At 37.3% G+C, this 25,206-nt stretch carries 23 protein-coding genes; 13 read left to right on the top strand and 10 right to left on the bottom strand.

What is annotated here, in order from left to right:
• The first annotated feature begins 24 nt into the window (after positions 1-24).
• Positions 25-234: a YdcH family protein gene (locus JHT90_RS11205; protein ID WP_201090981.1), complete on the top strand. Its 210-nt coding sequence runs from the start codon at positions 25-27 to the stop codon at positions 232-234.
• A gap of 223 nt (positions 235-457) precedes the next feature.
• Positions 458-1,885, top strand: a complete 1,428-nt coding sequence (locus tag JHT90_RS11200; protein WP_201090980.1) for an OprD family outer membrane porin — start codon at positions 458-460, stop codon at positions 1,883-1,885.
• 48 nt (positions 1,886-1,933) lie between these two features.
• On the opposite strand, the gene hmpA is transcribed toward JHT90_RS11200, so the two are convergent.
• Positions 1,934-3,109, bottom strand: a complete 1,176-nt coding sequence (gene hmpA, locus JHT90_RS11195; protein ID WP_201090979.1) for an NO-inducible flavohemoprotein — start codon at positions 3,107-3,109, stop codon at positions 1,934-1,936.
• Positions 3,110-3,261: 152 nt separating this feature from the next.
• Between hmpA and norR the strand changes: the two genes are divergently transcribed.
• Together norR and JHT90_RS15345 are read left to right on the top strand one after the other, a co-directional pair.
• Positions 3,262-4,821: a nitric oxide reductase transcriptional regulator NorR gene (gene norR / locus JHT90_RS11190; RefSeq protein WP_201090977.1), complete on the top strand. Its 1,560-nt coding sequence runs from the start codon at positions 3,262-3,264 to the stop codon at positions 4,819-4,821.
• A gap of 184 nt (positions 4,822-5,005) precedes the next feature.
• Positions 5,006-5,140 carry a hypothetical protein gene (locus JHT90_RS15345; protein ID WP_269090264.1) on the top strand — a complete coding sequence of 45 codons (135 nt, stop codon included), beginning with the start codon at positions 5,006-5,008 and terminating at the stop codon, positions 5,138-5,140.
• Positions 5,141-5,221: 81 nt separating this feature from the next.
• Here the strand turns inward: JHT90_RS15345 and hflD are convergent, their stop codons facing one another.
• The 3 genes from hflD to JHT90_RS11175 are packed head-to-tail and all read right to left on the bottom strand — an operon-like array spanning position 5,222 to position 7,448.
• Positions 5,222-5,839, bottom strand: coding sequence for a high frequency lysogenization protein HflD (gene hflD, locus JHT90_RS11185; RefSeq protein ID WP_201090975.1), 618 nt, complete (start codon positions 5,837-5,839; stop codon positions 5,222-5,224).
• A complete protein-coding gene (gene mnmA, locus JHT90_RS11180; protein WP_201090973.1) occupies positions 5,832-6,965 on the bottom strand; it encodes a tRNA 2-thiouridine(34) synthase MnmA in 1,134 nt (377 codons plus the stop codon). The genes hflD and mnmA overlap by 8 nt, the downstream gene beginning before the upstream one ends.
• 45 nt (positions 6,966-7,010) lie before the next feature.
• Positions 7,011-7,448 (bottom strand): NUDIX hydrolase, encoded by a 438-nt coding sequence (locus JHT90_RS11175; RefSeq protein WP_201090971.1) that lies wholly within the window; start codon positions 7,446-7,448, stop codon positions 7,011-7,013.
• Between the two features lie 209 nt (positions 7,449-7,657).
• Between JHT90_RS11175 and icd the strand changes: the two genes are divergently transcribed.
• Both icd and JHT90_RS11165 read left to right on the top strand, forming a co-directional pair.
• Complete coding sequence (gene icd / locus JHT90_RS11170; protein WP_201090969.1) at positions 7,658-8,908, top strand: NADP-dependent isocitrate dehydrogenase; 1,251 nt, start codon at positions 7,658-7,660, stop codon at positions 8,906-8,908.
• Positions 8,909-9,003: 95 nt separating this feature from the next.
• Complete coding sequence (locus JHT90_RS11165; RefSeq protein WP_201090967.1) at positions 9,004-9,894, top strand: LysR substrate-binding domain-containing protein; 891 nt, start codon at positions 9,004-9,006, stop codon at positions 9,892-9,894.
• On the opposite strand, the gene JHT90_RS11160 is transcribed toward JHT90_RS11165, so the two are convergent.
• From JHT90_RS11160 to JHT90_RS11150, 3 genes are all read right to left on the bottom strand, one after another.
• Entirely contained in the window at positions 9,886-10,617 is a 732-nt protein-coding gene (locus tag JHT90_RS11160; RefSeq protein WP_201090965.1) for a sulfite exporter TauE/SafE family protein, read from the bottom strand. The genes JHT90_RS11165 and JHT90_RS11160 overlap by 9 nt on opposite strands.
• Before the next feature lie 168 nt (positions 10,618-10,785).
• Positions 10,786-11,352, bottom strand: a complete 567-nt coding sequence (locus JHT90_RS11155) for an NADPH-dependent FMN reductase (RefSeq protein ID WP_201090964.1) — start codon at positions 11,350-11,352, stop codon at positions 10,786-10,788.
• Between the two features lie 61 nt (positions 11,353-11,413).
• Positions 11,414-12,070 (bottom strand): histidinol-phosphatase, encoded by a 657-nt coding sequence (locus tag JHT90_RS11150; RefSeq protein WP_201090962.1) that lies wholly within the window; start codon positions 12,068-12,070, stop codon positions 11,414-11,416.
• A gap of 289 nt (positions 12,071-12,359) precedes the next feature.
• Here JHT90_RS11150 and rppH point away from each other — a divergent pair, with 289 nt between their 5' ends.
• Both rppH and ptsP read left to right on the top strand, forming a co-directional pair.
• Positions 12,360-12,842 carry an RNA pyrophosphohydrolase gene (gene rppH / locus JHT90_RS11145; protein ID WP_201090960.1) on the top strand — a complete coding sequence of 161 codons (483 nt, stop codon included), beginning with the start codon at positions 12,360-12,362 and terminating at the stop codon, positions 12,840-12,842.
• A 19-nt stretch (positions 12,843-12,861) separates the two neighbouring features.
• A complete protein-coding gene (gene ptsP / locus JHT90_RS11140; RefSeq protein ID WP_201090958.1) occupies positions 12,862-15,129 on the top strand; it encodes a phosphoenolpyruvate--protein phosphotransferase in 2,268 nt (755 codons plus the stop codon).
• A 46-nt stretch (positions 15,130-15,175) separates the two neighbouring features.
• Here the strand turns inward: ptsP and JHT90_RS11135 are convergent, their stop codons facing one another.
• Positions 15,176-16,267: an NADH:flavin oxidoreductase/NADH oxidase gene (locus tag JHT90_RS11135; RefSeq protein ID WP_201090956.1), complete on the bottom strand. Its 1,092-nt coding sequence runs from the start codon at positions 16,265-16,267 to the stop codon at positions 15,176-15,178.
• Positions 16,268-16,661: 394 nt separating this feature from the next.
• Between JHT90_RS11135 and JHT90_RS11130 the strand changes: the two genes are divergently transcribed.
• The 4 genes from JHT90_RS11130 to JHT90_RS11120 all read left to right on the top strand — a co-directional run bounded on the left by JHT90_RS11130 (position 16,662) and on the right by JHT90_RS11120 (position 20,680).
• The gene (locus JHT90_RS11130) at positions 16,662-16,880 is read left to right on the top strand and encodes a hypothetical protein (RefSeq protein WP_201090954.1); all 219 of its coding nucleotides are present in this window, start codon (positions 16,662-16,664) and stop codon (positions 16,878-16,880) included.
• Between the two features lie 94 nt (positions 16,881-16,974).
• Positions 16,975-17,103: a hypothetical protein gene (locus JHT90_RS15340; protein WP_269090263.1), complete on the top strand. Its 129-nt coding sequence runs from the start codon at positions 16,975-16,977 to the stop codon at positions 17,101-17,103.
• A gap of 43 nt (positions 17,104-17,146) precedes the next feature.
• On the top strand, positions 17,147-19,858 hold the full coding sequence (gene mgtA, locus JHT90_RS11125) for a magnesium-translocating P-type ATPase (RefSeq protein WP_201090952.1): 2,712 nt from the start codon (positions 17,147-17,149) through the stop codon (positions 19,856-19,858).
• Between the two features lie 210 nt (positions 19,859-20,068).
• Positions 20,069-20,680 (top strand): rRNA large subunit pseudouridine synthase E, encoded by a 612-nt coding sequence (locus tag JHT90_RS11120; RefSeq protein WP_201090948.1) that lies wholly within the window; start codon positions 20,069-20,071, stop codon positions 20,678-20,680.
• On the opposite strand, the gene JHT90_RS11115 is transcribed toward JHT90_RS11120, so the two are convergent.
• Positions 20,667-21,905 carry a TIGR03862 family flavoprotein gene (locus JHT90_RS11115; RefSeq protein WP_201090946.1) on the bottom strand — a complete coding sequence of 413 codons (1,239 nt, stop codon included), beginning with the start codon at positions 21,903-21,905 and terminating at the stop codon, positions 20,667-20,669. The genes JHT90_RS11120 and JHT90_RS11115 overlap by 14 nt on opposite strands.
• A 171-nt stretch (positions 21,906-22,076) precedes the next feature.
• Here JHT90_RS11115 and yccS point away from each other — a divergent pair, with 171 nt between their 5' ends.
• Complete coding sequence (yccS, locus tag JHT90_RS11110; protein WP_201090939.1) at positions 22,077-24,272, top strand: YccS family putative transporter; 2,196 nt, start codon at positions 22,077-22,079, stop codon at positions 24,270-24,272.
• Here the strand turns inward: yccS and JHT90_RS11105 are convergent.
• On the bottom strand, positions 24,269-25,189 hold the full coding sequence (locus tag JHT90_RS11105) for an SdiA-regulated domain-containing protein (protein WP_236253930.1): 921 nt from the start codon (positions 25,187-25,189) through the stop codon (positions 24,269-24,271). The two genes, yccS and JHT90_RS11105, sit on opposite strands and share 4 nt — an antisense overlap.
• Positions 25,190-25,206: the final 17 nt, after the last annotated feature.

The following is a 25,206-nucleotide window of genomic DNA, read 5'->3' as shown; positions in this document are numbered from 1 at the left end:
CTATTGTAATAGGGAAAATTTATTATGTTTCCAGAATATCGTGATCTAATATCTAAATTAAAAACTGAAGACGCTCATTTCTCTAAATTATTTGAAAAGCATAATGATTTAGACCATAAAATTAAAAACTTAGAAGCTAGCTTTGCTGCAGATTCAGAAGTTGAAACATTAAAGAAAGAAAAATTAAAGTTAAAAGATGAAATTTACGTTATCTTAAAAAAGCATGATGCATAATAGATTTTATCTGTAATCTTCTAAATAAGGGTAGCTAAGGCTACCCTTACTTATTTGTGGTACTCATACAAGTTAGTTGAGATTGAGTAATAGAATTTTTATATCTTAAACAAGCGATCCATTAATTAATAATAATTATCATTATCGATTATAACGGTTTACTATGGGCTACAAATTAATAAGTGATGTTATAAATTACTGTCGTTTAATTTAGGAGAGTGATATGCAGCTACGTAACAGGGGTGTATTGGTAGCAATAGGGATTATAGGTTTATCCAATTGGTCTATTGCCGATGATATTGTAAGTCAACAAACGTCAAAGGGTTTTATTGACGACAGTCGTTTAGAAGTAATTAGCCGAACCATGTATATGAGTAGTAATGCTCGCAAAGGAGGTTTCTATAGCTTGGGAGGTTATGCAAAAAGCGATAAAGATCATGGTCAAGCAGAGGATTTTGGTACAGCGTTAATTGGCATTTATCAATCAGGTTTTACAGAGGGAACGGTTGGTTTTGGTATTGATGTAATGACAATGACAGCCTATAAATTGGATGGCGGTAGGGGGCGCAGTAGTGATGATGTCAACAATCTATTCCCTGCCGATGGCAGATCAGGACGCCCACAAGATAATATTTCTAAATTAGCACCAGCCTTAAAACTTCGTATTTCAAAAACAGAACTTAAATACGGCCAAATGATGGTTGATACGCCTGTGTTTGCAACACAACCCATTGAAGATAAATTATTACCTGAAGATGCCACTGGATTTTTACTGCGTAGTCAAGAGATTGATAATTTAGTTATTAATGCAGGTTATTTCACCGCGTTACGTGGCCAAGAATACTCCCATCAGGATTCTATCAGACAAGACAGTGCTTTTTTTGATAATGGCAAAACATTAAAACGAGTTTACTTTGCAGGCGCTGAATATCAGTTTAATGATAGTTTTTCAGGCAAATTATATGCTTCCAAAAACAAAGATTTCTGGAAAAAGTACTACGCTAATTTAAATTACAACTATGAGTTCAATGAAGATAGTGACATTGATTTAGACTTTAATTGGTATAAAACCAAAAGCGTTGGTAAAGGTTATGCTGATGAATTAAGAGCAAATGGCGATAACCGACGAATTAATTCAGATTTATGGAGTATCGCTGCTGCTTATAGTTATCAGGCACATACCTTTACAGTCGCTTACCAACGTAATTCGGGAACAGGTGGTTTAGGTCGTACCTCTTTCCCTTATGATATTGAGGGTGGTGCTGCAATAGCAGTAGCGAATTCAATGCAGTACAGTGACTTTAACTTTGAAAATCAACGTTCGTGGCAAGTTCGCTACGATTTAGATTTTGCTGATTATGGTGTGCCTGGTTTAACCTTTGTAGCCGCTTATGTTAAGGGTAGCAAGGCCACTGCTGAAAATAAAGATTATCGTCGTAAGGGTAAGTCTTGGGAGCGAAATATTCAACTAGGGTATACCATACAAGAGGGTAAGGCAAAGGAGTTGAGTTTTGTTTTACAGCATGCTCAATATCGATCTAACTTTGGTGGTGGTACGGATTATTCTGTTAATGGTAAACATAATGCATATGGCCGTGATAATCTGGATGAACTACGGTTAATCGTTCAGTATCCATTGAGTATTTTATAAAACATATATCCCTTATAGATTATGGTTATCTATAAGGGATAATGAACATTAAGCTAATTCGCTCGCTGGTCCAAAGAATTCAAAATGGGTTTGTGTTTCAGGGACACCTAATTCTTTTAAGGCTTTTTTAATCGTAGCCATAAAAGGTTTAGGCCCTAACAAATAGGCATCACAGTCTTTATCTGCGGGTAACCACTTTGCCAATAATGTATGATCTATCATACCTTCTGCGTCAGCAAGTTGATGAGGATCTTGTTCATAACAATAAAAACAATGCAGATTACTATGGGTTTTCTGTTGTTGCTTAATCCAATTTCTAAAGCCATCAACTTCAGCATTACGAGCAGCGTGAATAAAATAAATAGGCCGTTGACTGGTTAATGCTGTTTGTAACATGGATAATATAGGAGTAATACCAACCCCACCAGAAATTAATAGCAGTGGTTTATCACTGTCTTGTAAGGTGAATTCACCAAAGGGCGGGTAAACACGAATAATATCGCCTTCTTTGACATTGTCGTGTAAATGATTAGAAATAACACCCTGTGGTTCGCGTTTAACACTGATTCTATAATATTTGCCATTGGCGGCTTCAGAAATAGAATAGTTACGCCGTTGCTCACCTTCTAATAGTACAAAACGTAACCCCAAATATTGCCCTGCCTTGTGAGCAATAATAGCTTTGCCATCTTTAGGTTCAAGATAAAAAGAAACAATCTCGCTGCTTTCAGGCACTTTTTTAGCGACTCTAAATAAACGTTCCCCACGCCAACCGCCTGTAACATCTTCTTGTTGTTGATAAAGCTCTTCCTCTACCTTAATCAATACATCCGCTAATTGTCCATAAGCTACTCGCCATGCTTCAATCACTTCATAAGTCGCTACTTCTGCACCTAGTACTTCACCAATGGCGCGTAATATACAACTACCCACAATTGCATATTGTTCAGGTAATACCTGTAGTGCAGCGTGTTTATTGGTAATTATTGCAACCAAATCGCCTAATTGTTGAAGATTATCAATATGCTTAGCATACATAAGAATACTATGCGCTAAAGCGCGTGGTTGATCGCCTGTTAGTTGATTGGTTTTATTGAAAAGAGGTCTTACATCGGTATATTCGTTCAGCATAATAGTATAAAAATGTTTGGTGAGTGCTTCACCTCCTGTTTCTAATAAAGGAACAGTGGCTTTAATAATATTGCGCTGTGCATTGGTTAACATCAAATATCTCCATTTATTACTTTAATTACTATGGAGTTATCTATTATCAAGATACATGCCATATTGGAATATATTATTTATCAATAACATGTATTTGGCATATGTCATTATGATACTATAAGAATAAGTTTATTTAACTACAAAGAATAATTATGACTACATTATCTTGGCTTAATAGTATTACCAACTTAGTAGATGACTTAGCATTAGAGTTACCTAGCGCAGAGCGTTATCAACGCTTATTAATGGCAATACGACGGCTTGTCTCTTGCGATGCTGTAGCATTGTTACGGTTGGAAGGTGACTATCTTGTTCCTTTAGCCGTTAATGGACTCAGTAAAGATACATTAGGGCGTCGTTTTGTTATCGATGATCATCCTCGTTTTAAAATATTACTGGATTGCCCAGAACCAATGCGCTTTCCTGCAAATAGTCCATTGCCTGATCCCTATGATGGTCTAATTGATGGCGTAACCAGTCAACAATTAGAAGTGCATGACTGTATGGGATGTGTATTGTTCTGCCATGGCAAGTTATGGGGGTTATTAACCTTAGATGCATTAGAACGAAATAGCTTTGATAAGGTAGATTTTAATTTACTGCAATTAATCGCTAGCCTAACTGTAGCGACAGTGAATGTAGGTGAACGTATAGAGCAGTTAAGATCACAAGCTAAATTAGAACAAGAGCGAGCTGAATCCTTTCGTTTAGCCATTACTCAGCCTATTCATAAATGGATAGGGGAAAGTGAACCTTTCTTAAAATTGAAGAAAGAAATAGAGTTAGTGGCTAATAGTGATCTAACCGTTTTAATTACGGGTGAAACGGGAGTGGGTAAAGAGTTAGTGGCTTATGGTATTCATCAGGCCTCTGCTAGAAACCGCCAACCACTAGTTGCTGTTAACTGTGCCGCATTACCAGAAAATTTGATAGAAAGTGAGTTATTTGGCCATGTGAAAGGAGCTTTTTCGGGTGCTATTAGCGATCGAGCAGGTAAATTTGAGCAGGCCAATAATGGTACTTTATTTTTAGATGAAGTAGGTGAGTTACCTTTAGCAGCACAAGCAAAATTATTAAGAGTATTACAAAATGGTCAATTACAAAGGGTAGGCGCTGATAAAGAGTTACATGTAAATGTGCGTATATTGGCGGCTACTAATCGTGACTTAACCAATGAAGTTAAAGAGGGACGATTTCGTGCAGATTTGTATCATCGGTTAAGTGTATACCCTATGCATATTCCGTCATTACGTGCACGTGGTAATGATATTTTATTATTAGCAGGTTATTTTTTAGAGCAAAATCGTTCTCGGTTAGGACTGCGTGCATTACGTTTGGAACCGCTAGCACAAGCGGCATTATTAGCCTATTCTTGGCCTGGTAATGTGCGCGAGTTAGAACATGTTATTGCCCGTGCTGCATTACGCTTATTAAGTCGATCTGTTGCCAATAAACAAACCATTCTCTCATTATCAAAACAAGACTTGCAGTTGCTAGATAATGACCAAGATAAGTTAGAGGAAACACCTGTAAACCTTCATTCACAAGCTAAAGGAAAAGATTTAAGGTCTATTCAAGATGACTTTTTACGTAATTATATTAGTGAGCGGTTGCAGGTACATCAAAATAATCTGTCAGCAACGGCACGTGAATTAGGGGTTAATCGAGCGAACCTTGCAAGGTTATTAAAACGCCTCCAATTAAGGAAATAATATGTACTTACATTTCAGACAGTAAAATTGCTTAAGAGTATATACCTTTAGTCTTAATAACCTTATGAATGATTTAATATTTATCTACTAAAGCCTGATGGTTAGCCCAAAAATTTAGGCATAGTCTAAACACAGGTAAGATAACTTACCTAACAATGTTCAGTAATTCTATAGGAGAATAAAAATGAACAAAGATATTAAACATGACGACAAATCTAAAAAACCAGCTAGTGACACTAGCATTAAAAGAGATGATAAATCAAAGGATCAAGGTCACAAACAACCTGGAAGTAGCAATACTAACAAAGATAAAAAATAATCTTTGTCACAGTGAAATAAAGGTAAGTTAAAACTTACCTTTATTTTTATGGGGAACAATAATAATAAGATAGGTTGTTAATTAATACTGCAAACGTTGTAATAAATCGGCTAGTAATTTTTTTCTTTTCAACAATAAATGCCAACGTCTACCACCTAGTTGATGCCATAACATGGCAGAACGAATACCCGCTAATAATAAAGTCCTGATTTGTGCAGCAGCATTCGGTTGTTGTAAATATCTTACATCGCCCATCACTTGAATACGATGGTTAAAGGTACTGATAGTTTCTTCATACAAAGCACCACAGGCGGCTGTTACATTATCATGCAAAATACCAAAGTGTTCTACTTTGCTGCGAATTTGCTCTAAGCGCGTGCTAATGGTATTAAGCATTGCATTATTGCTACTAAGTTTACGCTCTAATAAAATCAGTGATAAACCATAGCGTAATGTTTCTCGCGAAATACCTGCATTACGTTCTAAAAATTTACATAAAAAACGATAGCCATCAACTAGCTCAGTATCATCACCACCATAGACATCTATAGTAGTTTGTGGATTTATGACCAATAAACTATTAATTAAGCATTTCACAACAGGCTCATCAACTAGCCCTGTTCTTGCTAATTTATCTACTTGTAAGGCAGCAGTAAATATTGCGCCTAACGCGATTAATTGTTCTTGTTGTTTAGTCATAATGTCGTTCTTTAATTAATATGAGAGGGTCTGGCTCAACAGTTTCTATCACGCCACCACCTAAGCAAATTTCATTTTGATAAAACACAACGGATTGGCCAGGTGTAACAGCGCGTTGTGGTTGAGCAAAGCTAATATGGTAACCATGTTCTGTTTTGGCTAGTGTACAAGCTTGATCTGCTTGGCGATACCTGACTTTAGCTGTAAGGGCTAATGGCTGGCTTAAATCAATGGGGTTTACCCAATAAATTTCTTTGCAAGTTAAGCCATTAGCAAATAGGCAAGGGTTATCATTACCTTGGCCAACGATCAGGACATTACGTTGTAAGTCTTTTGCCATCACATACCAAGGATCTTCAGAGGCATTTTTTAAACCACCAATACCTAACCCTTGGCGTTGACCAATGGTGTGATACATTAAACCATGGTGCTTACCTATTACCTCGCCTGTGGTGGTTTCAATATTGCCAGGTTGGGCAGGTAAGTATTGTTTTAGAAAATCACTAAAGCGACGTTCACCAATAAAGCAAATACCTGTGGAGTCTTTTTTGCGGGCTGTAATTAGATCATATTGCTCAGCAATAGCGCGAACAGCAGGTTTTTCTAATTCGCCTACGGGGAATAGGCTTCTGGCTAATTGTTCACCTGCTACTGCATGTAAAAAGTAGCTTTGATCTTTATTGGGGTCTAATCCTTTTAATAATAAGGTTTGACCATTTTCATCATGGCGACGGACGTAATGACCAGTGGCAATAAGATCAGCACCTAGCATTAAGGCATAATCTAAAAATGCTTTAAATTTAATTTCTCTGTTACAAAGAATATCTGGGTTGGGAGTACGTCCTGCTTTATATTCTTCTAGAAAATGCTCAAAAACATTATCCCAATATTCAGCTGCAAAGTTAGCGGTATGCAGTTTAATCCCTAATTTATCACACACAGCCTGTGCATCAGCTAAATCTTCTTTAGCTGTACAATATTCTGTACCATCATCTTCTTCCCAATTCTTCATAAATAAGCCTTCCACTTGGAAACCTTGTTGTTGAAGAAGGAGTGCTGAAACAGATGAATCTACACCGCCAGACATGCCGACGATAACACGTGTATTAGTTGGATCAAACTTCATAAATAATTTAGATAATCGATTAAAGGGATTTATTTTAACAGAAAATCAGACACGAATAACGCTTAATGGATAAATATGTCCTGCTAAGTAATCATCTATACAATTTAAGATCATCGGATTACGCCAATGATCGCGCTGTGCCATTAATTCATCACGGGTTAACCAAACCGTGCCCACGATGCCATCGTCTAAAGGTTGGTCGGGATAGTGTTTAAGAGGATTGGCCGCAAAACATATTCGTTGATAGCTAATACCGTTATCCCCTGTGAATAAGTAAACACCAATAACGCCTGTTAACTCTACATCCCATGCGGTTTCTTCTAATGTTTCGCGCAATGCTGCTGCTAATAATGTTTCGTTTCTTTCAAGGTGTCCTGCGGGTTGATTTAAAACTTTGCGATTATTTTTGATTTCTTCTACCATTAAAAAGCGCCCTTTATCTTCAACAATAGTAGCAACAGTAACATGGGGTAGAAAGCGCATAATTTCCTCATTTCTATTTAAGTGGTATAATTGGTAATTTACTACAGTTTAAACCTTAAAGTGTGTAAGATTATAGGTGAAAAACTACAAAAATAGTCGCCTATTTTGGGCATTGAGAGCTATTTTTATATAAGTAGAATTATTTAGTAAAAGAATTGTCTCTTCTTATAGCATATTGTTAAAACATAATAAAACGATGGAGTTTTGTAATGACTAAAATTAAAGTTCCGGCAAATGGTCAAAAAATTACGGTAAATCAAGATTTTTCTCTCAATGTTCCTGATAATCCGATTATCCCTTTTATTGAAGGTGATGGTATTGGTGTTGATATCAGCCCAGTAATGATCAAAGTGGTAGATGCTGCTATTGAAAAAGCTTATGGTAGCAAGCGTAAAATTGAGTGGATGGAAGTCTACGCGGGTGAAAAAGCGACTCAAGTATACGATAAAGACACTTGGTTGCCTGATGAAACATTAGCAGCAGTGCGTGATTATGTTGTTTCTATTAAAGGTCCATTAACTACGCCAGTAGGTGGTGGTATCCGTTCATTAAACGTAGCCTTACGTCAACAATTAGATTTATATGTATGTCAACGTCCAGTACGTTGGTTCAAAGGCGTTCCTAGTCCAGTTAAAGAGCCAGGCTTAGTAGATATGGTTATCTTCCGTGAAAACTCAGAAGATATCTATGCAGGCGTTGAGTGGAAAGCAGATAGCCCAGAAGCTAAAAAAGTAATTGAATTCTTAACCAAAGAAATGGGTGTTAAGAAAATTCGTTTCACTGAGCATTGTGGTATCGGTATTAAACCAGTATCTGAAGAAGGTACTAAGCGTTTAGTACGTAAAGCATTACAGTACACTATTGATAACGATCGTGAATCATTAACTATTGTTCATAAGGGCAATATTATGAAATTCACAGAAGGTGCTTTCAAAGATTGGGGTTATGAAGTAGCACAGAAAGAATTTGGTGCTGAATTACTGGATGGTGGTCCTTGGATGCAATTCAAGAACCCAAAAACTGGCAAAAACATCATTGTAAAAGATGCTATTGCTGATGCTATGTTACAGCAAATCTTATTACGTCCTGCTGAGTATGACGTAATTGCTACCCTTAACTTAAATGGTGACTACTTATCTGATGCATTAGCAGCTCAAGTAGGTGGTATTGGTATTGCGCCAGGTGCTAACCTTTCTGATTCAATCGCTATGTTTGAAGCAACACACGGTACTGCTCCAAAATATGCTGGTCAAGATAAAGTAAACCCAGGCTCAGTAATTCTATCTGCTGAAATGATGTTACGTCATATGGGTTGGTATGAAGCGGCTGATTTAATTATCAAAGGTATTGATGGTGCGATTGCTGCTAAAACCGTAACCTATGACTTTGAACGTTTAATGGAAGGTGCTAAGTTACTTTCTTGTTCACAATTTGGTGATGCAATTATTGCTAATATGTAATAGATGTAACGACCTATGCAGTCTAACAAAGGGAACTTTATAGTTCCCTTTGTTGTTTATCAAATAACTAAATAACTGCTTGCAATGGATAGGATATGCGATTTGATCTTGTTGATTTACGATTATTTGTTAATGTGTGTAACGCTGGTAGTATTACAGGGGGAGCAGCAAATTCTTGTATCACATTACAATCAGCCAGTGAACGAATTAAAGGTATTGAAGATGAGTTAGGTACATCTTTATTAGTACGTTCTAAAACAGGTGTGATTACTACTGAGGTAGGCAGAGTTTTTTTACAACATGCGATTAATGTTTTACAAGATGTTGATTGTATGCGTGATGAGCTTTTTCAATATAGTAAAGGATTACATGGTCATATTTTATTAGCTTGTAACTCCTCAGCATTAAATGAATACTTACCGAGTAAAATAGCTACATTTTTAAAAAATAACCCTCATATTTCTTTTACACTACAAGAAAAGTTAAGCCTTGATATTGTGCGTGGCTTAAAAAGTAAAACCTTACCATTGGGAATAGTTTCCGATTCTGTGCAATTGGATGGTTTGCAACAATTACCTTTTTGTGATGATGAACTAGTTGTCATTGTGCATCAACAACATTGTTTAGGAACGCTGTTAGAAGTTTCTTTACAAGATATTGTACAACAAGAGTTTATAGGATTATTGGAGCATTTAGCTTTACAGCAGTACATTGAAGGTTATGTTAAACAGTTAGGTAAACGGCTTAATTATCGAGTACGCATGAGTTCATTTGATGCAGTATACCAAGTAGTAGCCAATGGTGTTGGCATAGCAATTGTGCCGCGCATTACTGCACAGCGATTAGCTGATAAAAATATCCGTATCATTAGCTTAAAAGACAATTGGGCTAAACGTAAATTAGTAATTTGTACTCATTCTTTGAATGAACTTCCACAATATTATCGGGATTTTATTGGTTGTTTAACAACTGATAATTTAGAGTAAATCTTTTATTACCATATAGCTTCCTAATAGAATTAATCCAATAAAAAAGTAACGACGAAAGACTTGCTCGCTAATAATATTGCGTAATAATTGACCAAAATACATACCGATCAGGGCAGGGATTACAGCTAGAATTGATAAACCATAATTGATTGTGGGTAAGTCGGCCTGTATAAAAAGTTGTATAGCAAGTGCGATAGTTGAAGCAGTAAAAGATAATCCTAATGCCTGTACCAGTTCATTTTTATTCAAATGTAATGTTTGTAAATAGGGAACAGCAGGTAGTACAAAAACACCTGTGGCTGCTGTAATAGTACCTGTTATATAGCCTACTAAAGGGGAAAGCCAGTATTCATGTTTAATCGCCGTTGGTAATTTTTTGCCCACTATGCCCCATAGCCCATACAGGCACAGAATTATGCCTAAAGCAGCACTCACCCAGGCGTTTGAAGAAGTAAGGGGTGGCAGAATACTCCATAAAGTGCCTATTACTATACCCATAAACATTGGCCATAGCCGTTTAAATAGTGGCCAAAAATTTTCACCTAACCATAATTGCCAGATGTTAGTTACTAAAGAAGGAATAATCAGCAGTCCTGCAGCAGTAACAGGTGAAAAGAATAGGGTTAATAAGCCCATGGCTATGGTTGGTAAGCCTAGGCCAATCACACCTTTTATCATTCCTGCTAATAGGAAAATTAAAATAATAATAAGTATCAACATAAATTTTCTAATAAGTTGCCTAGCAATATATTGAAAATGAGCTTAACTGAAATTAACAATAGAAGGTATTTGGTTTTGCCTAACTAGGTGTAAGGCAAATTTGGAGGAAAGTAATTAATAGAGATGATGGTATTAAAAAGCCCACATTTAGTGGGCTTTTCAGTGATATTAAAGAGGTAAGTCGAGTAAACGTCTGACCCATTTATCGTAACATTCAACGATATTTTTCACAAAGTTATGAGTACGTTCGTTTAAATTGCCTGCCTCATCGAAAGCATCAGCAATATTGCCAAGGTAGGTTTCAGGCTGTTGCATACATGGCATATTTAAGAATACTAAGGATTGACGGATATGATGGTTTGCTCCAAACCCGCCAATAGCACCTGTAGAGGCAGTAATAACAGCGGTTGGCTTCTCATTCCAAACACTCTTACCGTAAGGGCGAGAACCTACATCTAAGGCATTTTTTAATACAGCAGGCACAGAGCGATTGTATTCTGGGCTTACGATTAAAATGGCATCAGAGGCTCTAATTTTTTCGCGGAAACTAGTATAACTAGCGGGAGGTGCTTCATTATCTATATCTTCGTTATAGAAGGGCAATTCACCAATTTCAACAATCTCTAAAGATAACGTGGGCGGAGCCATTTTAATCATTGCTTCCGCTAGCTTTCTATTATAAGAACCCTTACGTAAACTACCCACTAAAACAGAAACTTTATAAGTTGTTGTCATATCTTCTTCCTACTTAAAAGCGAATAAACAAGTTATTGAATATTACAAAATAGTAATTGTCCTAGTTTCTTAAAGAAATAATAGGCCAACCTTGTGTTTGAGCATGTTTTTTTAAGTCTTCATCTGGGTCTACAGCGACAGGATTTTCCACCAGTGATAGCAAAGGTAGATCATTCTTCGAGTCACTATAAAAATAGCTACCTTCAAGGTCTGCATTATTTTGTTTAAGCCAGTCTTTCAGTCGCGTTACTTTACCTTCTTGATAACAAGGCACACCTGTTGGTCTGCCTGTGTAATGGCCATCTTTCATCTCACATTCGGTTGCTATCAAATTATTTACACCAAGGCGTTTGGCTATTGGTTCCGTAATAAAGCGATTAGTTGCAGTAATAATAACTAGCTTATGGCCTTCTTTACGGTGCTGTTCTAATAACTCCTCACCTTTTTTTAAGATCATTGGTTCAACTGTGTCGCGCATAAATTGCAGTTGCCACTCATGAAGTTGTTTAACTGAAGCTTTACCTAAAATAGCCAAGCTGAAATTTAGATACTCCATAACATCCATTGTGCCCGCTTGGTATCTTTCGTAAAACTCATCATTTTTTGCTTTGTAATGCGCTTTATCGAGAATGCCCCATTTACATAACCAGTCTCCCCAAGCATGATCACTATCACCAGCCAGAAGCGTGTTATCAAGATCAAATAAAGCTAGTTTCATATATTATCTCTGTTTTAAATATAGTTTGATTTTAGCAATTTAAAAGAATTACGTCATAAATTTATGCGTGTTTATAGACTAGAGAATAGTCGTACTTATTATAAGGTTTAGCTGTCGAAAATTATGCGCATTAAATCCCTATCTTGCAATGAATTGTTAGCATTTATTTCGTCGCTCAGGCTAATTTAATATTTACTAAAAGAAAATTTGCATTGAATTGATATTATCTGCTTTTGAATAATGTAATTTTATGGAACAATGGCAGTAATAATTTTTGGAGATGGTTAGTGTGATAGATTCAGATGGTTTTCGCCTGAATGTCGGACTAATTCTTACTAACAACCTAGGTCAAGTTTTATGGGCCAAACGTATTCATCAAGATGCATGGCAGTTCCCACAGGGAGGTATTCAACAGGGTGAAAAACCTGAGGACGCCTTGTATCGTGAATTATATGAAGAAATAGGGTTGAGAGAGCAAGATGTGCAAGTCCTAGCATGTACAGGTGGCTGGCTACGTTATCGTTTGCCAGAATGGTTAATTCGTTCAAAAACTCAACCGCGATGTATAGGTCAAAAGCAAAAGTGGTTTTTGTTAAAGTTATTGGCAGATGATAATAAGGTTTGTTTAACCAATGGTGATAAACCTGAGTTTGATAGCTGGCAATGGGTAAGTTATTGGTATCCATTACGGCAAGTTGTTAATTTTAAAAGAGAAGTTTATCGGCGAGCCATGAAAGAATTAATTTTAAGAGCACCTCAAACAACTAAATAATTCGGAGTATTAGCTTATTATGCTTGATGCACTGCGCAAAATTGTTCAGGAAGTCAATGCTGCCAAAGATCTGAAAACAGCGCTTGGCATTATTGTGTTGCGCGTAAAAGAAATGATGTTGGTACAAGTGTGCTCGGTTTATTTATGGGATGATGAAACAGAACAATATGTATTAATGGCTACTGAGGGTCTAAATAAACGTGCTATTGGCAAGGTTCATTTAGAGAGTGATGAAGGTCTAGTGGGATTAGTAGCAACACGCCAAGAACCATTAAATTTACCGAATGCTTCTGATCACCCACAATATCGTTATTTTGCTGAAACAGGTGAAGAACGTTATTCATCATTTTTAGGTACGCCTATTATTCATAATGGCCAAGTGTTAGGTGTGCTTGTCGTACAGCAAAAAGAGCGTCGTGAGTTCAGTGAAGAAGAAGTATCCTTTATTGTTACTATGGGTACGCAGTTAGCAGGTGTAATCGCCCATGCAGAGGCTTCAGGCAGTGTTTCACCTTCGAAAAGATCTCCACAAGAAGCACGTTTTGTAGGGGTTGTTGGTGCATCAGGGGCAGTGGTTGGGCAAGCCATGGTGGTTTTGCCACCTGCTGATTTAGAGGCAGTACCTGATCGTAAAACCAAAGAAATACAAGTTGAATTAGATTTATTTGCAAGTGCTATTGAAGCGGTACGTAAAAATATACAGAAAACCTCAGCTAAACTTGCGAAGCAATTACGCCCCGATGAATTAGCTTTATTTGATGCTTATCTTTTAATGTTAGAAGATGAAGTGTTGCTAGGTGATATTGAGAAAACAATTAGGGAAGGTCAATGGGCTCAGGGCGCTATAAGGGATGTAATACTGAAATATGTACAGCGTTTTGAGGCATTAAATGATCCTTATTTAAAAGAACGTGCAGTAGATATTAAAGATTTAGGTCAACGATTATTAGAGCAATTACAAAAACGTGACCAAGCCAATATGGAGTTTCCTGATAACACGATTTTAGTGAGTGAGGAAATTAGCCCATCCATGCTGAGTGAAGTACCTGAAGGCAAGTTAATAGGTATTGTTTCTGTATTAGGTTCAAGTAACTCCCATGTAGCTATTTTAGCAAGAGCAATGGGAATACCCGCGGTAATGGGGGTTGCAGAGCTACCTTACCGTAAGATGGATGGCTTAAAGATTATTGTAAATGGCTTCTTTGGTGAAGTCATTACTAACCCCAGTGAAGAGTTGTGCCAGTATTATTTATCAATGGCAGAGGAAGAGAAGCAGTTATTAGCTAGTCTTAATATATTGCGTGATTTACCCTGTGTCACTTTAGATGGGCATCGAATTTCATTATGGGTTAATACGGGTTTACAAGCGGATGTAGATAAGGCACAGCAACGAGGTGCAGAAGGAGTAGGTTTATACCGTACCGAAGTACCTTTTATGATAAGTAGTTCTTTCCCCAGTGAAAAAGAACAAATGGCTATTTATCGGCAACAGTTAGAAGCTTTTCATCCATTACCTGTTACCATGCGTACCTTAGATATTGGTGGGGATAAGTCATTACCTTATTTCCCTATTGAAGAAGAAAATCCATTCTTAGGTTGGCGTGGTATTCGTATTACCCTCGATCATCCAGAAATTTTTATCCTGCAAATTCGTGCCATGCTTAAGGCTAGTGAAGGACTGGGTAATCTTAAAATCTTATTACCTATGATTTCCTCTATGCATGAAGTTGAACATGCTTTACGAATGATTAATAGGGCATGGTTTGAAGTAAGAGAGGAGGGTATAGAAGTAGATATGCCGCCTATTGGGGTGATGATAGAAGTACCTAGCGCGGTATTTTTAACGAGAATGCTGGCGAAAGAAGTAGATTTTGTATCTGTTGGTTCTAACGATTTAACCCAATATTTATTAGCGGTTGACCGCAATAATGCACGTGTGGCTGATCTTTATAATTATTATCATCCTGCTGTGTTACATAGCTTATATAAAACAGTTAAAGATTGCCATGCGGAAGGTAAAACTGCCAGTATCTGTGGTGAGATGGCAGGTGATCCCGCGGCTGCTGTATTGTTGTTAGCGATGGGTTTTGACTCACTATCAATGAATGCGACTAACTTGCCTAAAGTTAAATGGGTATTGCGGCAGTTAACCATGGTAAAAGCCAAAGAAATTTTAGACGATGTGTTAAAACAAGATGATCCGCTAGTGGTTAAAAGTATTATAAATCTTGAGTTATCTCGTTTAGGATTAAAACGTATTGTTGCACCAAGTAAAAAGCTAAATTGAATAGTTTTAATTAAAAAAGGCGGGTTTTCCCGCCTTTTTTATTGAGCTATTTAAAAAGATTTTTATATTGATGGGGTTGGCAACGTAAATATTGTGGTGGTGCTGTCACTTGTGCGCCTAATTCAGCAGCAGCCTGCCAAGGCCAACGAGGGTTATATAACATACCACGACCAATCGCCACCATGTCCGCTTGATCAGTTCCAATAATAGCCTGTGCTTGTGTGGCATCAGTAATTAAGCCCACCGTTATGGTTGGCATAGCTACTTGTTCTTTAATCGCTTGGGCAAAAGGAACTTGGTAATTAGGTCCTACTGGGATTTTTTGGTCTTTATGCAAAGCGCCTGTAGAAACATCAATAAAACTACAACCTAATTCTTTTAATTTTTTAGCGAGCACAATAGATTGCTCTAAATCCCAGCCACCTTCTACCCAATCGGTAGCAGAGATACGGATGCCTACCGCTTTTTCCACAGAAACGACTTTACGAATAGCTTTAAATATTTCAATAGCAAAGCGTAATCTATTTTCTAATGAGCCACCGTATTCATCGGTTCGTTTATTACTAAGTGGTGAAAGGAATTGATGAATTAGATAACCATGCGCACCGTGAATTTCAATCATATCAAAGCCAGCATCATCAGCGCGTTTAGCTGATTCTGCAAATTGCTTGATTAACGTTTGGATTTCGTCAATCGTTAGCTCTTTAGGTGTATCATGATTTTCATCATAGGCAATGGCAGAGGGCGCAACAGTTTTCCAGCCACCTTGTTGTGGTGTTATATATTTATTTTCTTTCCAAGGTTCTGGCATAGAAGCTTTGCGACCAGCATGAACCAGTTGAATACCAAGCGGTATAGCAGAGTATTTTCTAATGGATTTAATTAGTTTAGCCAGTGCTGCTTCTGTTTCATCATCCCATAATCCAAGATCATAAGGAGAAAGACGGCCATCAGGGCAAATTGAAGTGGCTTCAAAAATAAGCAAGCCTGCACCTGAGTGAGAAAGTGAGCCATAATGCATTTTATGCCAATCTGTGGGTTTACCATCAATGGCAGAGTATTGGCACATAGGAGGAATAATTATGCGGTTTTCTAAGGTTTGTTGATCAATGGTTATGGGGCTAAACAGTTTAGTCATTCTTCTCTCCAATCTTGTAGCAATAAGTAATTATTTTGTAGATAAATAACCTTATGCTATGCCTATTAATATAAAAAATCCATACTACTAATGCTAACCATGGAGTAACAAGATGTTTGATCTTTTTATTTATAGAGACTAATAAATAAGAGTTGGTAATTTTTTTACAAAAAATTAATAAATAACTTGACGTTTAGAAATTGAAAGGAATAAAATCGCCACGCCTATTTAAAGGGCTATCAATTTTAATCAATATGTGAGAGTGATTAACTTAAAAACTATGGACAACGAACAGAGACGGTTGCCAGTATTAACTGGCCTAAATCACAATTTAACTGCTCAATAGGTTGCCAGTTTCACTTATGGCCACTGAGTTGGGCTATAGGTGAATAGTATGAACTTCAGAACTATCTTCCCAGTAAACATTTTTGTTTATTTCTTTAACCACAAAGACATTGCTGTTAAACAATCAGTTAATACTGAATTATTTCTTTCCCGCCAAGTATTGGTTTGGAAAAAAAATACTCAAACGCAATCTTTAGAATGTGGTTATGTATCTACTAATCAAGCAGAAGAAGAACCAGCGCCGTATAGCTATTTACTGGCGTGCTAAATTCTTTGCGTTGATTAATTGAGCTAATTTATAAACCATTAAATATCGTTATAAATAATGCTATTTAATTAAAGATAATTAATAGGAGCCGAAAATGGAAGAACCCCCCAGTAGCGATTTATCTGAACCAGAACCTATTCAGAAAAAGCTAATTAATTTAATAGCAAATAGTTTTATTTACCATTATGGTGAAGGGGTATTGTCGTGTCTAAATTTTAGGTAGGCAGTCATTTCTCTTGTCACCATAGTGCACAGGAGAAGAACCAATGACTGTTATTACCAACAAAGCTTATCCCAGTCAAGCTCAAGAAAATCGTACCACAAGCCAGCCAAAAATAGTTGCTGCCCATGAAGCACAAAACTCATTAGAAAAAACTTTATATAACTTAGCCACCAGTCGTGATGGGCTAAATGAGTTAGAGGTAGAAGCACGTTTAGCAAGAGACGGTGCTAATACGGTTGCTCACGATAAGGCACCGCATGCACTTATTCAACTATTATCCGCTTTTAATAATCCCTTTATTTACGTATTAATGGCATTAAGTGCTGTTAGTTTTTATACTGACTTTTGGCTGCCTTTAAAAGCAGGGGAAGACACTGATTTAACAGGGGTTATTATTGTTGTTACGATGGTTGCTATCAGTGGCTTTATGCGTTTTTGGCAAGAGTATCGCTCAAACAAAGCAGCAGAAGCTTTAAAGGCAATGGTTAAAACCACTGCCACGGTGTTACGTCGTAATAAAGAAGGCAATAACCCTAAAATAAAAGAAATAGCCATGCGTGATATTGTGGTGGGTGATATTGTTCACCTATCAGCAGGGGATATGATTCCTGCGGATGTGCGATTAATAGAGTCACGTGATCTATTTATTAGCCAAGCAGTGCTAACAGGTGAGTCTATTCCTGTTGAAAAATACGATACCCTAGGGAATGTCAAAGAGAAAACAGCAGATGCCGTTGCATTGGGCGAATATGACACATTAGAACTGCCTAATATTTGTTTTATGGGAACCAATGTAGTGAGTGGTACAGCCACAGCAGTTGTAGTAGCCACAGGTGCAAATACTTATTTTGGTTCTTTAGCTAAGTCAATCGTAGGCTCAAGAGCGCAAACAGCTTTCGATAGAGGGGTTAATAGCGTTAGTTGGTTATTAATTCGCTTTATGTTAGTGATGGTGCCTATTGTGCTATTAATTAACGGTTTTACTAAAGGCGATTGGACAGAAGCTTTTATGTTTGCTTTAGCTGTAGCAGTAGGTTTAACCCCTGAAATGTTGCCAATGATCGTCAGTGCCAATCTTGCGAAAGGCGCAGTAGCCATGGCGCGCAAGAAAGTGGTGGTAAAACGCTTAAATGCTATTCAAAACTTTGGCGCAATGGATATTCTGTGTACTGATAAAACAGGGACGTTAACCCAAGATAAAATTATTTTAGAACGTCATGTGGATATTAATGGAGCTAATCGCGATGAGATTTTGCAATTGGCTTGGTTAAATAGTCATCATCAAAGTGGTGTTAAAAACTTAATGGATAAAGCGATTGTGCGCTTTGCAAAAAAACATCCAGAGTTTAAAAAACCAAAAGAGTGGAAAAAAGTTGATGAATTACCTTTCGATTTTGTGCGTCGTCGTTTATCGGTTATTGTGGAAAAACAAGGCGAGCGTTTATTAGTCTGTAAGGGCGCAGTAGAAGAAATGCTCTCTGTAGCTACTAGAATACGGGAAAATGGGCAACTTTTACCTATCAATGAAGAGCGTCGCCAACAATTATTAAAAATAGCAGATGACTATAATAATGATGGTTTCCGTGTCTTAATATTGGGTACTCGGTTATTAACTGATGATAACCGTACTCAGTACAGTATAGCTGATGAGTTAGATTTAGTTATTGAAGGTTTTTTAACTTTTCTTGATCCACCAAAGGATACTGCCGAAGCTGCATTAACTGCATTACGTGATAATGGTGTAGGCGTTAAAGTGTTAACAGGTGATAACCCTGTGATAACATTAAAAATTTGCCGTGAAGTAGGTTTGGAGGCAGGTAAGCCATTAATCGGTAAAGAAATAGATCTATTAGACGATGAAACATTACTGCGTAAAGTAGAAGAACATACCGTTTTTGCTAAATTAACCCCTATGCAAAAATCACGTGTGTTAAAAGCCATGCAGGCCAATGGCCATACGGTAGGTTTTTTAGGTGATGGGATTAATGATGCGCCTGCATTACGGGATGCAGATGTGGGTATTTCAGTGGATACAGGTACTGATATTGCTAAAGAATCAGCGGATATTATTTTATTAGAAAAGAGTTTAATGGTGTTAGAAGAAGGTGTTATTAAAGGCAGAGAAACCTTTGGTAATATCATGAAGTACCTCAATATGACCGCTAGCTCTAATTTTGGTAATGTTTTTTCGGTGTTGGTAGCCAGTGCTTTTTTACCTTTCTTACCTATGTTAGCTATTCACTTATTAATTCAAAACTTAATGTATGATATTTCTCAATTATCCTTACCTTGGGATAAAATGGATAAGGAGTTTTTACGTAAACCTAGAAAATGGGATGCGAAAAATATTGGTCGTTTTATGCTATGGATCGGCCCAACTTCCTCTATTTTTGATATTACTACCTTTGCTTTAATGTGGTATGTATTTGCAGCAAATACGCCAGAGCTACAAGGTTTATTCCAATCAGGTTGGTTTATTGAGGGCTTATTATCACAAACATTAGTGGTACATATGTTGCGTACGCAAAAGATTCCTTTTGTGCAAAGTACAGCGGCGTTACCCGTGTTATTAATGACGGGTTTGGTAATGGCGATAGGTATTTATATTCCATTCTCACCACTAGGTGCGATGGTTGGATTACAACCATTACCATGGGAATACTTCCCTTGGTTAGTAGGTACTTTAGTTTGCTACTGTGTAGTGGCACAAACTATGAAGACTATTTATATCCGTCGTTTTGGACAATGGTTCTAAATATAAAAAAAGGCACCAGTAGGTGCCTTTTTTATAGCAGATAATCATTACAAAGAAGCAGTAATGGAAGTATATAGATTTCTGCCCAATCCAATATGGAGTTCATTATAAATTCTGCAAGAATAGACAAAGTTTGCTGGTTGTTAACCAATAAATTTAGTTTAGTATGGTATTATTGATAACAAATTAATTACTTAAATAAGTTCTGCTATGGCCGTATTTCGTCATTCTCGTTATAAAAACCACGTTCAAAAAAAGCAGGTTGCAGCAGAGCCTAGTAAATTGTTGCTGTTTAATAAACCTTATGATGTGCTTACTCAGTTTACTGATGAGCAGGGTAGAAAAACCTTAAAGGATTTTATTGCAGTTAAAGGTGTTTATCCTGCAGGTCGATTAGATCGAGACAGTGAAGGGTTATTACTGTTAACCAATGATGGAAAATTACAGGCTAAAATTGCTGATCCTAAATTTAAACTAGCTAAAACCTATTGGGTACAAGTAGAAGGCACTCCTACTGAACAACAACTCGAACAGTTGCGTAAGGGTGTACAGTTGAAAGATGGCCTAACATTGCCTGCACAGGTAGAGTTGATTGATGAGCCTGATTTGTGGCAGCGTGATCCCCCAGTTAGATTCCGTAAAACTATACCTACCCATTGGTTAGCATTAACCATCAGTGAGGGGCGAAATCGACAGGTGCGACGTATGACAGCTGCGGTAGGATTACCTACGTTACGTTTAGTACGAGTAAAAATAGGTGATTGGACGTTAGAAGGGCTAGCTCAGGGTGAATGGCGCGAAGTGCCTGCTAGATTGCCGTAAGGTAATCAATAATGCCAAGGCCAGCGGCATAGCCAGTAGCAAAACAGCCTGTGAGCAGATAACCCCCTGTGGGTGCTTCCCAATCAAGCATTTCTCCTGCACAAAATACACTGGGTAGTTTTTTTAGCATTAAAGATTGATTAACTTCATTAAAACAAATACCACCTGCTGAGCTAATGGCTTCTGCTATAGGTCTAGGTTTTATTAAGCTAATGGGTAATGCTTTTAATAGGTAGGGTAGTTGTACTAAGTCTTGTAAAGCTTGTGGCGCTAATTCTCTAACTAAGCCCATTTTAATATCTTTTAGGTTAATTTGCTTACGCAGATAGTTACTAATAGATTGACTGCCTTGCGGTTTACTTAGTTGTTGCTCTAGTTTTGCTAAGCTAGTTTGAGGAAATAAATCAAGGTAAAGGGTGACACTACCTTGTGTAGTAATGGTTTCTCGCAGTGGTGCAGATAAAGCATAAATAGCGCTGCCTTCTACACCATATTTACTTATTAATAATTCGCCAAGTTGTTGCTGTTGTTTTCCTTGTGTATCTGTAAAAGAGTAGGCTACTTGCTTAACAGGTGAACCTGCATATTTTTCTTTAAAAAAAGTTGACCAAGGCTTTACTTCAAAACCACAATTTGACGCTTGCCAAGACGCACAGTTAATCTGTTTGTCTTGTAAATAGCGTATCCATTGGCCGTCTGTTCCAAGTCTAGGATAACTAGCACCACCTAAGGCTAATAAAGTAGCTTGAGCAGTTAGCTGTTTGTCACCTTCTGGGCTAGAGAAAATGAGATTATTTTGGTTATTCCAACCTTGCCATGTATGCCGTGTATAAAATTGTACGCCTTGTTCCCGTAAACGTTTTAGCCATGCTCGTAATAAAGGAGCTGCTTTCATTTCTTTGGGAAAAATACGACCTGAACTACCAACAAAGGTTTCAATACCTAAACCATGACACCAAGCGCGTAATTGCTCTGCCCCAAATTGTTGTAGATAAGGGGTTAAATTATCGCTAGGGATATAACGTTGTTTAAATTGGTTAAAAGGTTCTGAGTGAGTGATATTTAGACCACCAATACCTGCTAATAAAAACTTTCTCCCCACCGATGGCATACGATCAAATACTTGCACAGTAAAGCCCCGTTGGCTAATTATTTCTGCTGCAATTAAACCAGCAGGGCCTGCGCCAATAATAGCAATAGTGGGTTGATGGGTAGCGGTTGTCATAACTTAGCCATAAATAGAGATTATTATAAATCACTTACTATCAATAGAATAGCTAATAGGTGAAGCTGAATAAAGGCTGTATGCTATAACATTCTTAGAATGTCTGCATGGATTTAGTTTATTATATAGCGCTATAACATCAGCAAAAATAGCTTGAGGATTTACCTAATAATGGCGGCAAGTCGTTCGTTAACAAATACACTTTATCATTTATGGTCGCTAGAGCGAGTTGCTTATAGCATAAGGGTATTTATTGCCTTAACAGGGGTGATGGCAGTATGTTGGTGGCGAGATGAGTTGTCATTATTAGTCCCTCTATTTTTAGGTATTATTGCCAGTGCTTTAGCAGAAACAGATGATAATTGGCAGGGAAGGTTAAAGGCTGTTGTTGTGACCTTAGTTTGTTTTAGTATTACCTCTGCTTCTGTTACCGTGTTATTTCCCTATCCTTGGTTATTTGCTGTAGGTCTGGCTGCTTCTGCTTTTTTTCTCACTTTATTAGGTGCTATTGGTAGTCGTTACAGTACCATTGGTATGGCGACATTAATTCTTTCAATTTATACCATGATTAGTGTTAGCCAACATATTGAAATGAATAACCCACATATTTGGCGTGATAGTATTGCATTAATCGTTGGTGCAGCATGGTATGGTTTGCTATCGGTGGTTTGGAGTTTTCTATTTGCTCATCAGCCAGTGTTATATGCCTTAGCCAGTTTATTTTATGAACTGGGTGAGTATCTAAAAATTAAAACTACCTTGATCGAACCTGTTAGACGTTTAGATCTTGAGGAAAGAAGATTAGCTTTAGCTAAACAAAATGGTAAGGTGGTAGCTGCCCTCAATTCAGCAAAAGAAACCATATTAAATAGAATGAAAGGTAGCCGCCATAATCCTCAGGTTAGCCGTTATTTAAAACTGTATTTTATTGCGCAGGATATTCATGAGCGTGCTAGTTCTTCACATTATCCCTATGATGCGTTAAGTGAAGCCTTTTTCCATAGTGATGTATTATTTCGTTGTCAGTTACTGTTGCACCATCAAGGGCGAGCTTGTCAGTTATTAGCAAAAGCTATTCGTTTGAAAGAGCCCTTTGTTTATAGTGAAAGTACAGAGGCTTTGGAAGACCTAAAAAAATCTATTGATTATGTAAAACAGCAGCCAGAAACCAATAGAAGATTATTGCGTTCAGTACGCGCTTTAGCCCAGAATTTGACTGTATTAGAGCAAAAATTAGTGGATGCAAAAAACCCTGATGCATTAACCCACCAAGATATTAGTTTATTTGATCGCGAAGTACATACTGTTAAAGAAGCCTTTATTCGTTTAAAACAAAATTTTTCGTTCACATCATTAACATTTCGTCATGCGGTGCGTATCGCCATTGCGCTTTCGGTTGGTTATGGATTAATGCATTTATTAAATGCTGAATATGGCTTTTGGATTTTACTAACCACCTTATTTGTTTGTAGACCCAGTTATGGCGCTACCCGCGTGCGTTTAGTACAACGGATGATAGGTACTGTTATTGGGGTAGTAAGCGGTTGGGCTTTGATTACGTTATTCCCTAGTTTAATTGTGGAGTCGATTATTACTATTATTGCAGGGGTTTTATTCTTTGCTTATCGAGTCAGTCGCTATACCTTATCAACAGCCTTTATTACTTTGATGATTTTATGCTGTTTTAATCAAATGGGTAGCTCAGCCTTTACCATGATTATGCCGCGCTTATTGGATACCTTTATTGGCTGTACCATTGCAGGTTTAGCAGTATTTTTAATTTTACCAGATTGGCAGGGTAGACAGTTAAATAGAGTGTTGGCTAATACCTTAAGTACCAGTAGTCGTTATCTGCGAGAAATTATGCGCCAGTATGAGACAGGTAAAGAAGATGATTTAGATTATCGTGTTGCCCGTCGTAATGCTCATAATGCAGATGCTGCTTTATCCAGTGCATTGGCCAGTATGTTATTAGAGCCAGGTTATTTCAGAAAAGATGCCGATGCAGGTTTTCGCTTTTTAGTGGTATCTCATACCCTGCTTAGTTATTTATCAGCCTTAGGGGCTCACCGCGAAACTTTGCAGGACGACTCTGAAATAGATACCTTGCTTGATCGTGTAACTACCACCATTGCAGATGACTTAGATGAAATAGCCAATGATCTTTTATTGAAAAAGCCTGTAAAACTAAAAACGGAAACAGAGGAATCATTAGCTAAAGAATTAGAACAATTGCCTGATGAAATGGATGATAATTTAAAATTAGTGCTAACCGAGTTAGCCTTAATTTGTAGGCAACTAATCCGTATCAGAACATTAGCGGCACAGTTACAGCATCAGGCGATAGAACAGCCAGTGGCTAATTAGTCACTGGTCTTTTTCTTAAAAACATAAAATAGATTAGGCTCACTGACGAGATAAAGATTATTGTCTCCATCCATCGCTATACCTTCTGCTTGGGGTACTGATTTAGTAAGTCCTTCTGCAAATCTTAACGATAGACTACTAATTGGGCGTCCTTTCTTATCAATTTCAACAATTAATTTAGATTCATCAGACAGCACTAATAAATGTTGATATTGCTGATTAAAATCGAGACTGGATACATCCCGTACAAACAAGCGTTGATTACGATTAGGATTAGTACCGATTTCTATATCCATAGTAGTATTAGGTTTTTGTGGAAAACCTGTTACTTCATAGATATGCACAGGGTCACGTTCTTTAGCTGCATAAAGCTTTTTATTTAATGAATCCCATGCTAAGCCTTCAATACCCTTATTATTGGTTAAGCCCATACCAAGGGTTAGTTGTTGTAGACCTATTTTGTCAATTTCTGTGGTAGTGGGTGTAATAATCACTTTAATAAGCTTTTGTCTTCTTTCGTCAGCCACAATAAAACGTTGATCACCAATATATTCAACGGCTTCAGGGTCACCAAAGCCAATTAGTTTGATACTACGCAATAATTCACCTGTGGTGGATAGTTCGATTATTTGTTGTGGATTGTTAACCACCGCAAATAGGGTGTTTGTATCATGATTCCAAGTGAGGCCTGATAGATTGTTATCAATGGTTTCGATAGGTTTTGCTTCTATCACAACTTTGTAATCAGGCAGCCACAGTGACTTGTTTTTCCATTCATTCGCATGACGCCATTCTTTGATATTGTAAGCAACCCGATCATAGACACGCAGTCTTTGGTTAGCAAAATAGAGTGCAACCATCAATAACAACAGTATAACTATTACAATAGTTATTTTTTTAGTAAAAATTTTAGTCAATGTAAATACCTTCTCAT

The sequence above is a fragment of the Entomomonas asaccharolytica genome, from assembly GCF_016653615.1.
Taxonomy (GTDB): Bacteria; Pseudomonadota; Gammaproteobacteria; order Pseudomonadales; family Pseudomonadaceae; genus Entomomonas; species Entomomonas asaccharolytica.
This window is presented reverse-complemented; position numbering and strand designations above follow the sequence as displayed.

Coding starts and splice junctions, on each gene's coding strand:
- JHT90_RS11205 (WP_201090981.1), top strand. CDS start 25: ATGTTTCCAGAATATCGTGATCTAATATCTAAATTAAAAACTGAAGAC.
- JHT90_RS11200 (WP_201090980.1), top strand. CDS start 458: ATGCAGCTACGTAACAGGGGTGTATTGGTAGCAATAGGGATTATAGGT.
- hmpA (WP_201090979.1), bottom strand. CDS start 3,109: ATGTTAACCAATGCACAGCGCAATATTATTAAAGCCACTGTTCCTTTA.
- norR (WP_201090977.1), top strand. CDS start 3,262: ATGACTACATTATCTTGGCTTAATAGTATTACCAACTTAGTAGATGAC.
- JHT90_RS15345 (WP_269090264.1), top strand. CDS start 5,006: ATGAACAAAGATATTAAACATGACGACAAATCTAAAAAACCAGCTAGT.
- hflD (WP_201090975.1), bottom strand. CDS start 5,839: ATGACTAAACAACAAGAACAATTAATCGCGTTAGGCGCAATATTTACT.
- mnmA (WP_201090973.1), bottom strand. CDS start 6,965: ATGAAGTTTGATCCAACTAATACACGTGTTATCGTCGGCATGTCTGGC.
- JHT90_RS11175 (WP_201090971.1), bottom strand. CDS start 7,448: ATGCGCTTTCTACCCCATGTTACTGTTGCTACTATTGTTGAAGATAAA.
- icd (WP_201090969.1), top strand. CDS start 7,658: ATGACTAAAATTAAAGTTCCGGCAAATGGTCAAAAAATTACGGTAAAT.
- JHT90_RS11165 (WP_201090967.1), top strand. CDS start 9,004: ATGCGATTTGATCTTGTTGATTTACGATTATTTGTTAATGTGTGTAAC.
- JHT90_RS11160 (WP_201090965.1), bottom strand. CDS start 10,617: ATGTTGATACTTATTATTATTTTAATTTTCCTATTAGCAGGAATGATA.
- JHT90_RS11155 (WP_201090964.1), bottom strand. CDS start 11,352: ATGACAACAACTTATAAAGTTTCTGTTTTAGTGGGTAGTTTACGTAAG.
- JHT90_RS11150 (WP_201090962.1), bottom strand. CDS start 12,070: ATGAAACTAGCTTTATTTGATCTTGATAACACGCTTCTGGCTGGTGAT.
- ptsP (WP_201090958.1), top strand. CDS start 12,862: ATGCTTGATGCACTGCGCAAAATTGTTCAGGAAGTCAATGCTGCCAAA.
- JHT90_RS11135 (WP_201090956.1), bottom strand. CDS start 16,267: ATGACTAAACTGTTTAGCCCCATAACCATTGATCAACAAACCTTAGAA.
- JHT90_RS11130 (WP_201090954.1), top strand. CDS start 16,662: ATGAACTTCAGAACTATCTTCCCAGTAAACATTTTTGTTTATTTCTTT.
- JHT90_RS15340 (WP_269090263.1), top strand. CDS start 16,975: ATGGAAGAACCCCCCAGTAGCGATTTATCTGAACCAGAACCTATTCAG.
- mgtA (WP_201090952.1), top strand. CDS start 17,147: ATGACTGTTATTACCAACAAAGCTTATCCCAGTCAAGCTCAAGAAAAT.
- JHT90_RS11120 (WP_201090948.1), top strand. CDS start 20,069: ATGGCCGTATTTCGTCATTCTCGTTATAAAAACCACGTTCAAAAAAAG.
- JHT90_RS11115 (WP_201090946.1), bottom strand. CDS start 21,905: ATGACAACCGCTACCCATCAACCCACTATTGCTATTATTGGCGCAGGC.
- yccS (WP_201090939.1), top strand. CDS start 22,077: ATGGCGGCAAGTCGTTCGTTAACAAATACACTTTATCATTTATGGTCG.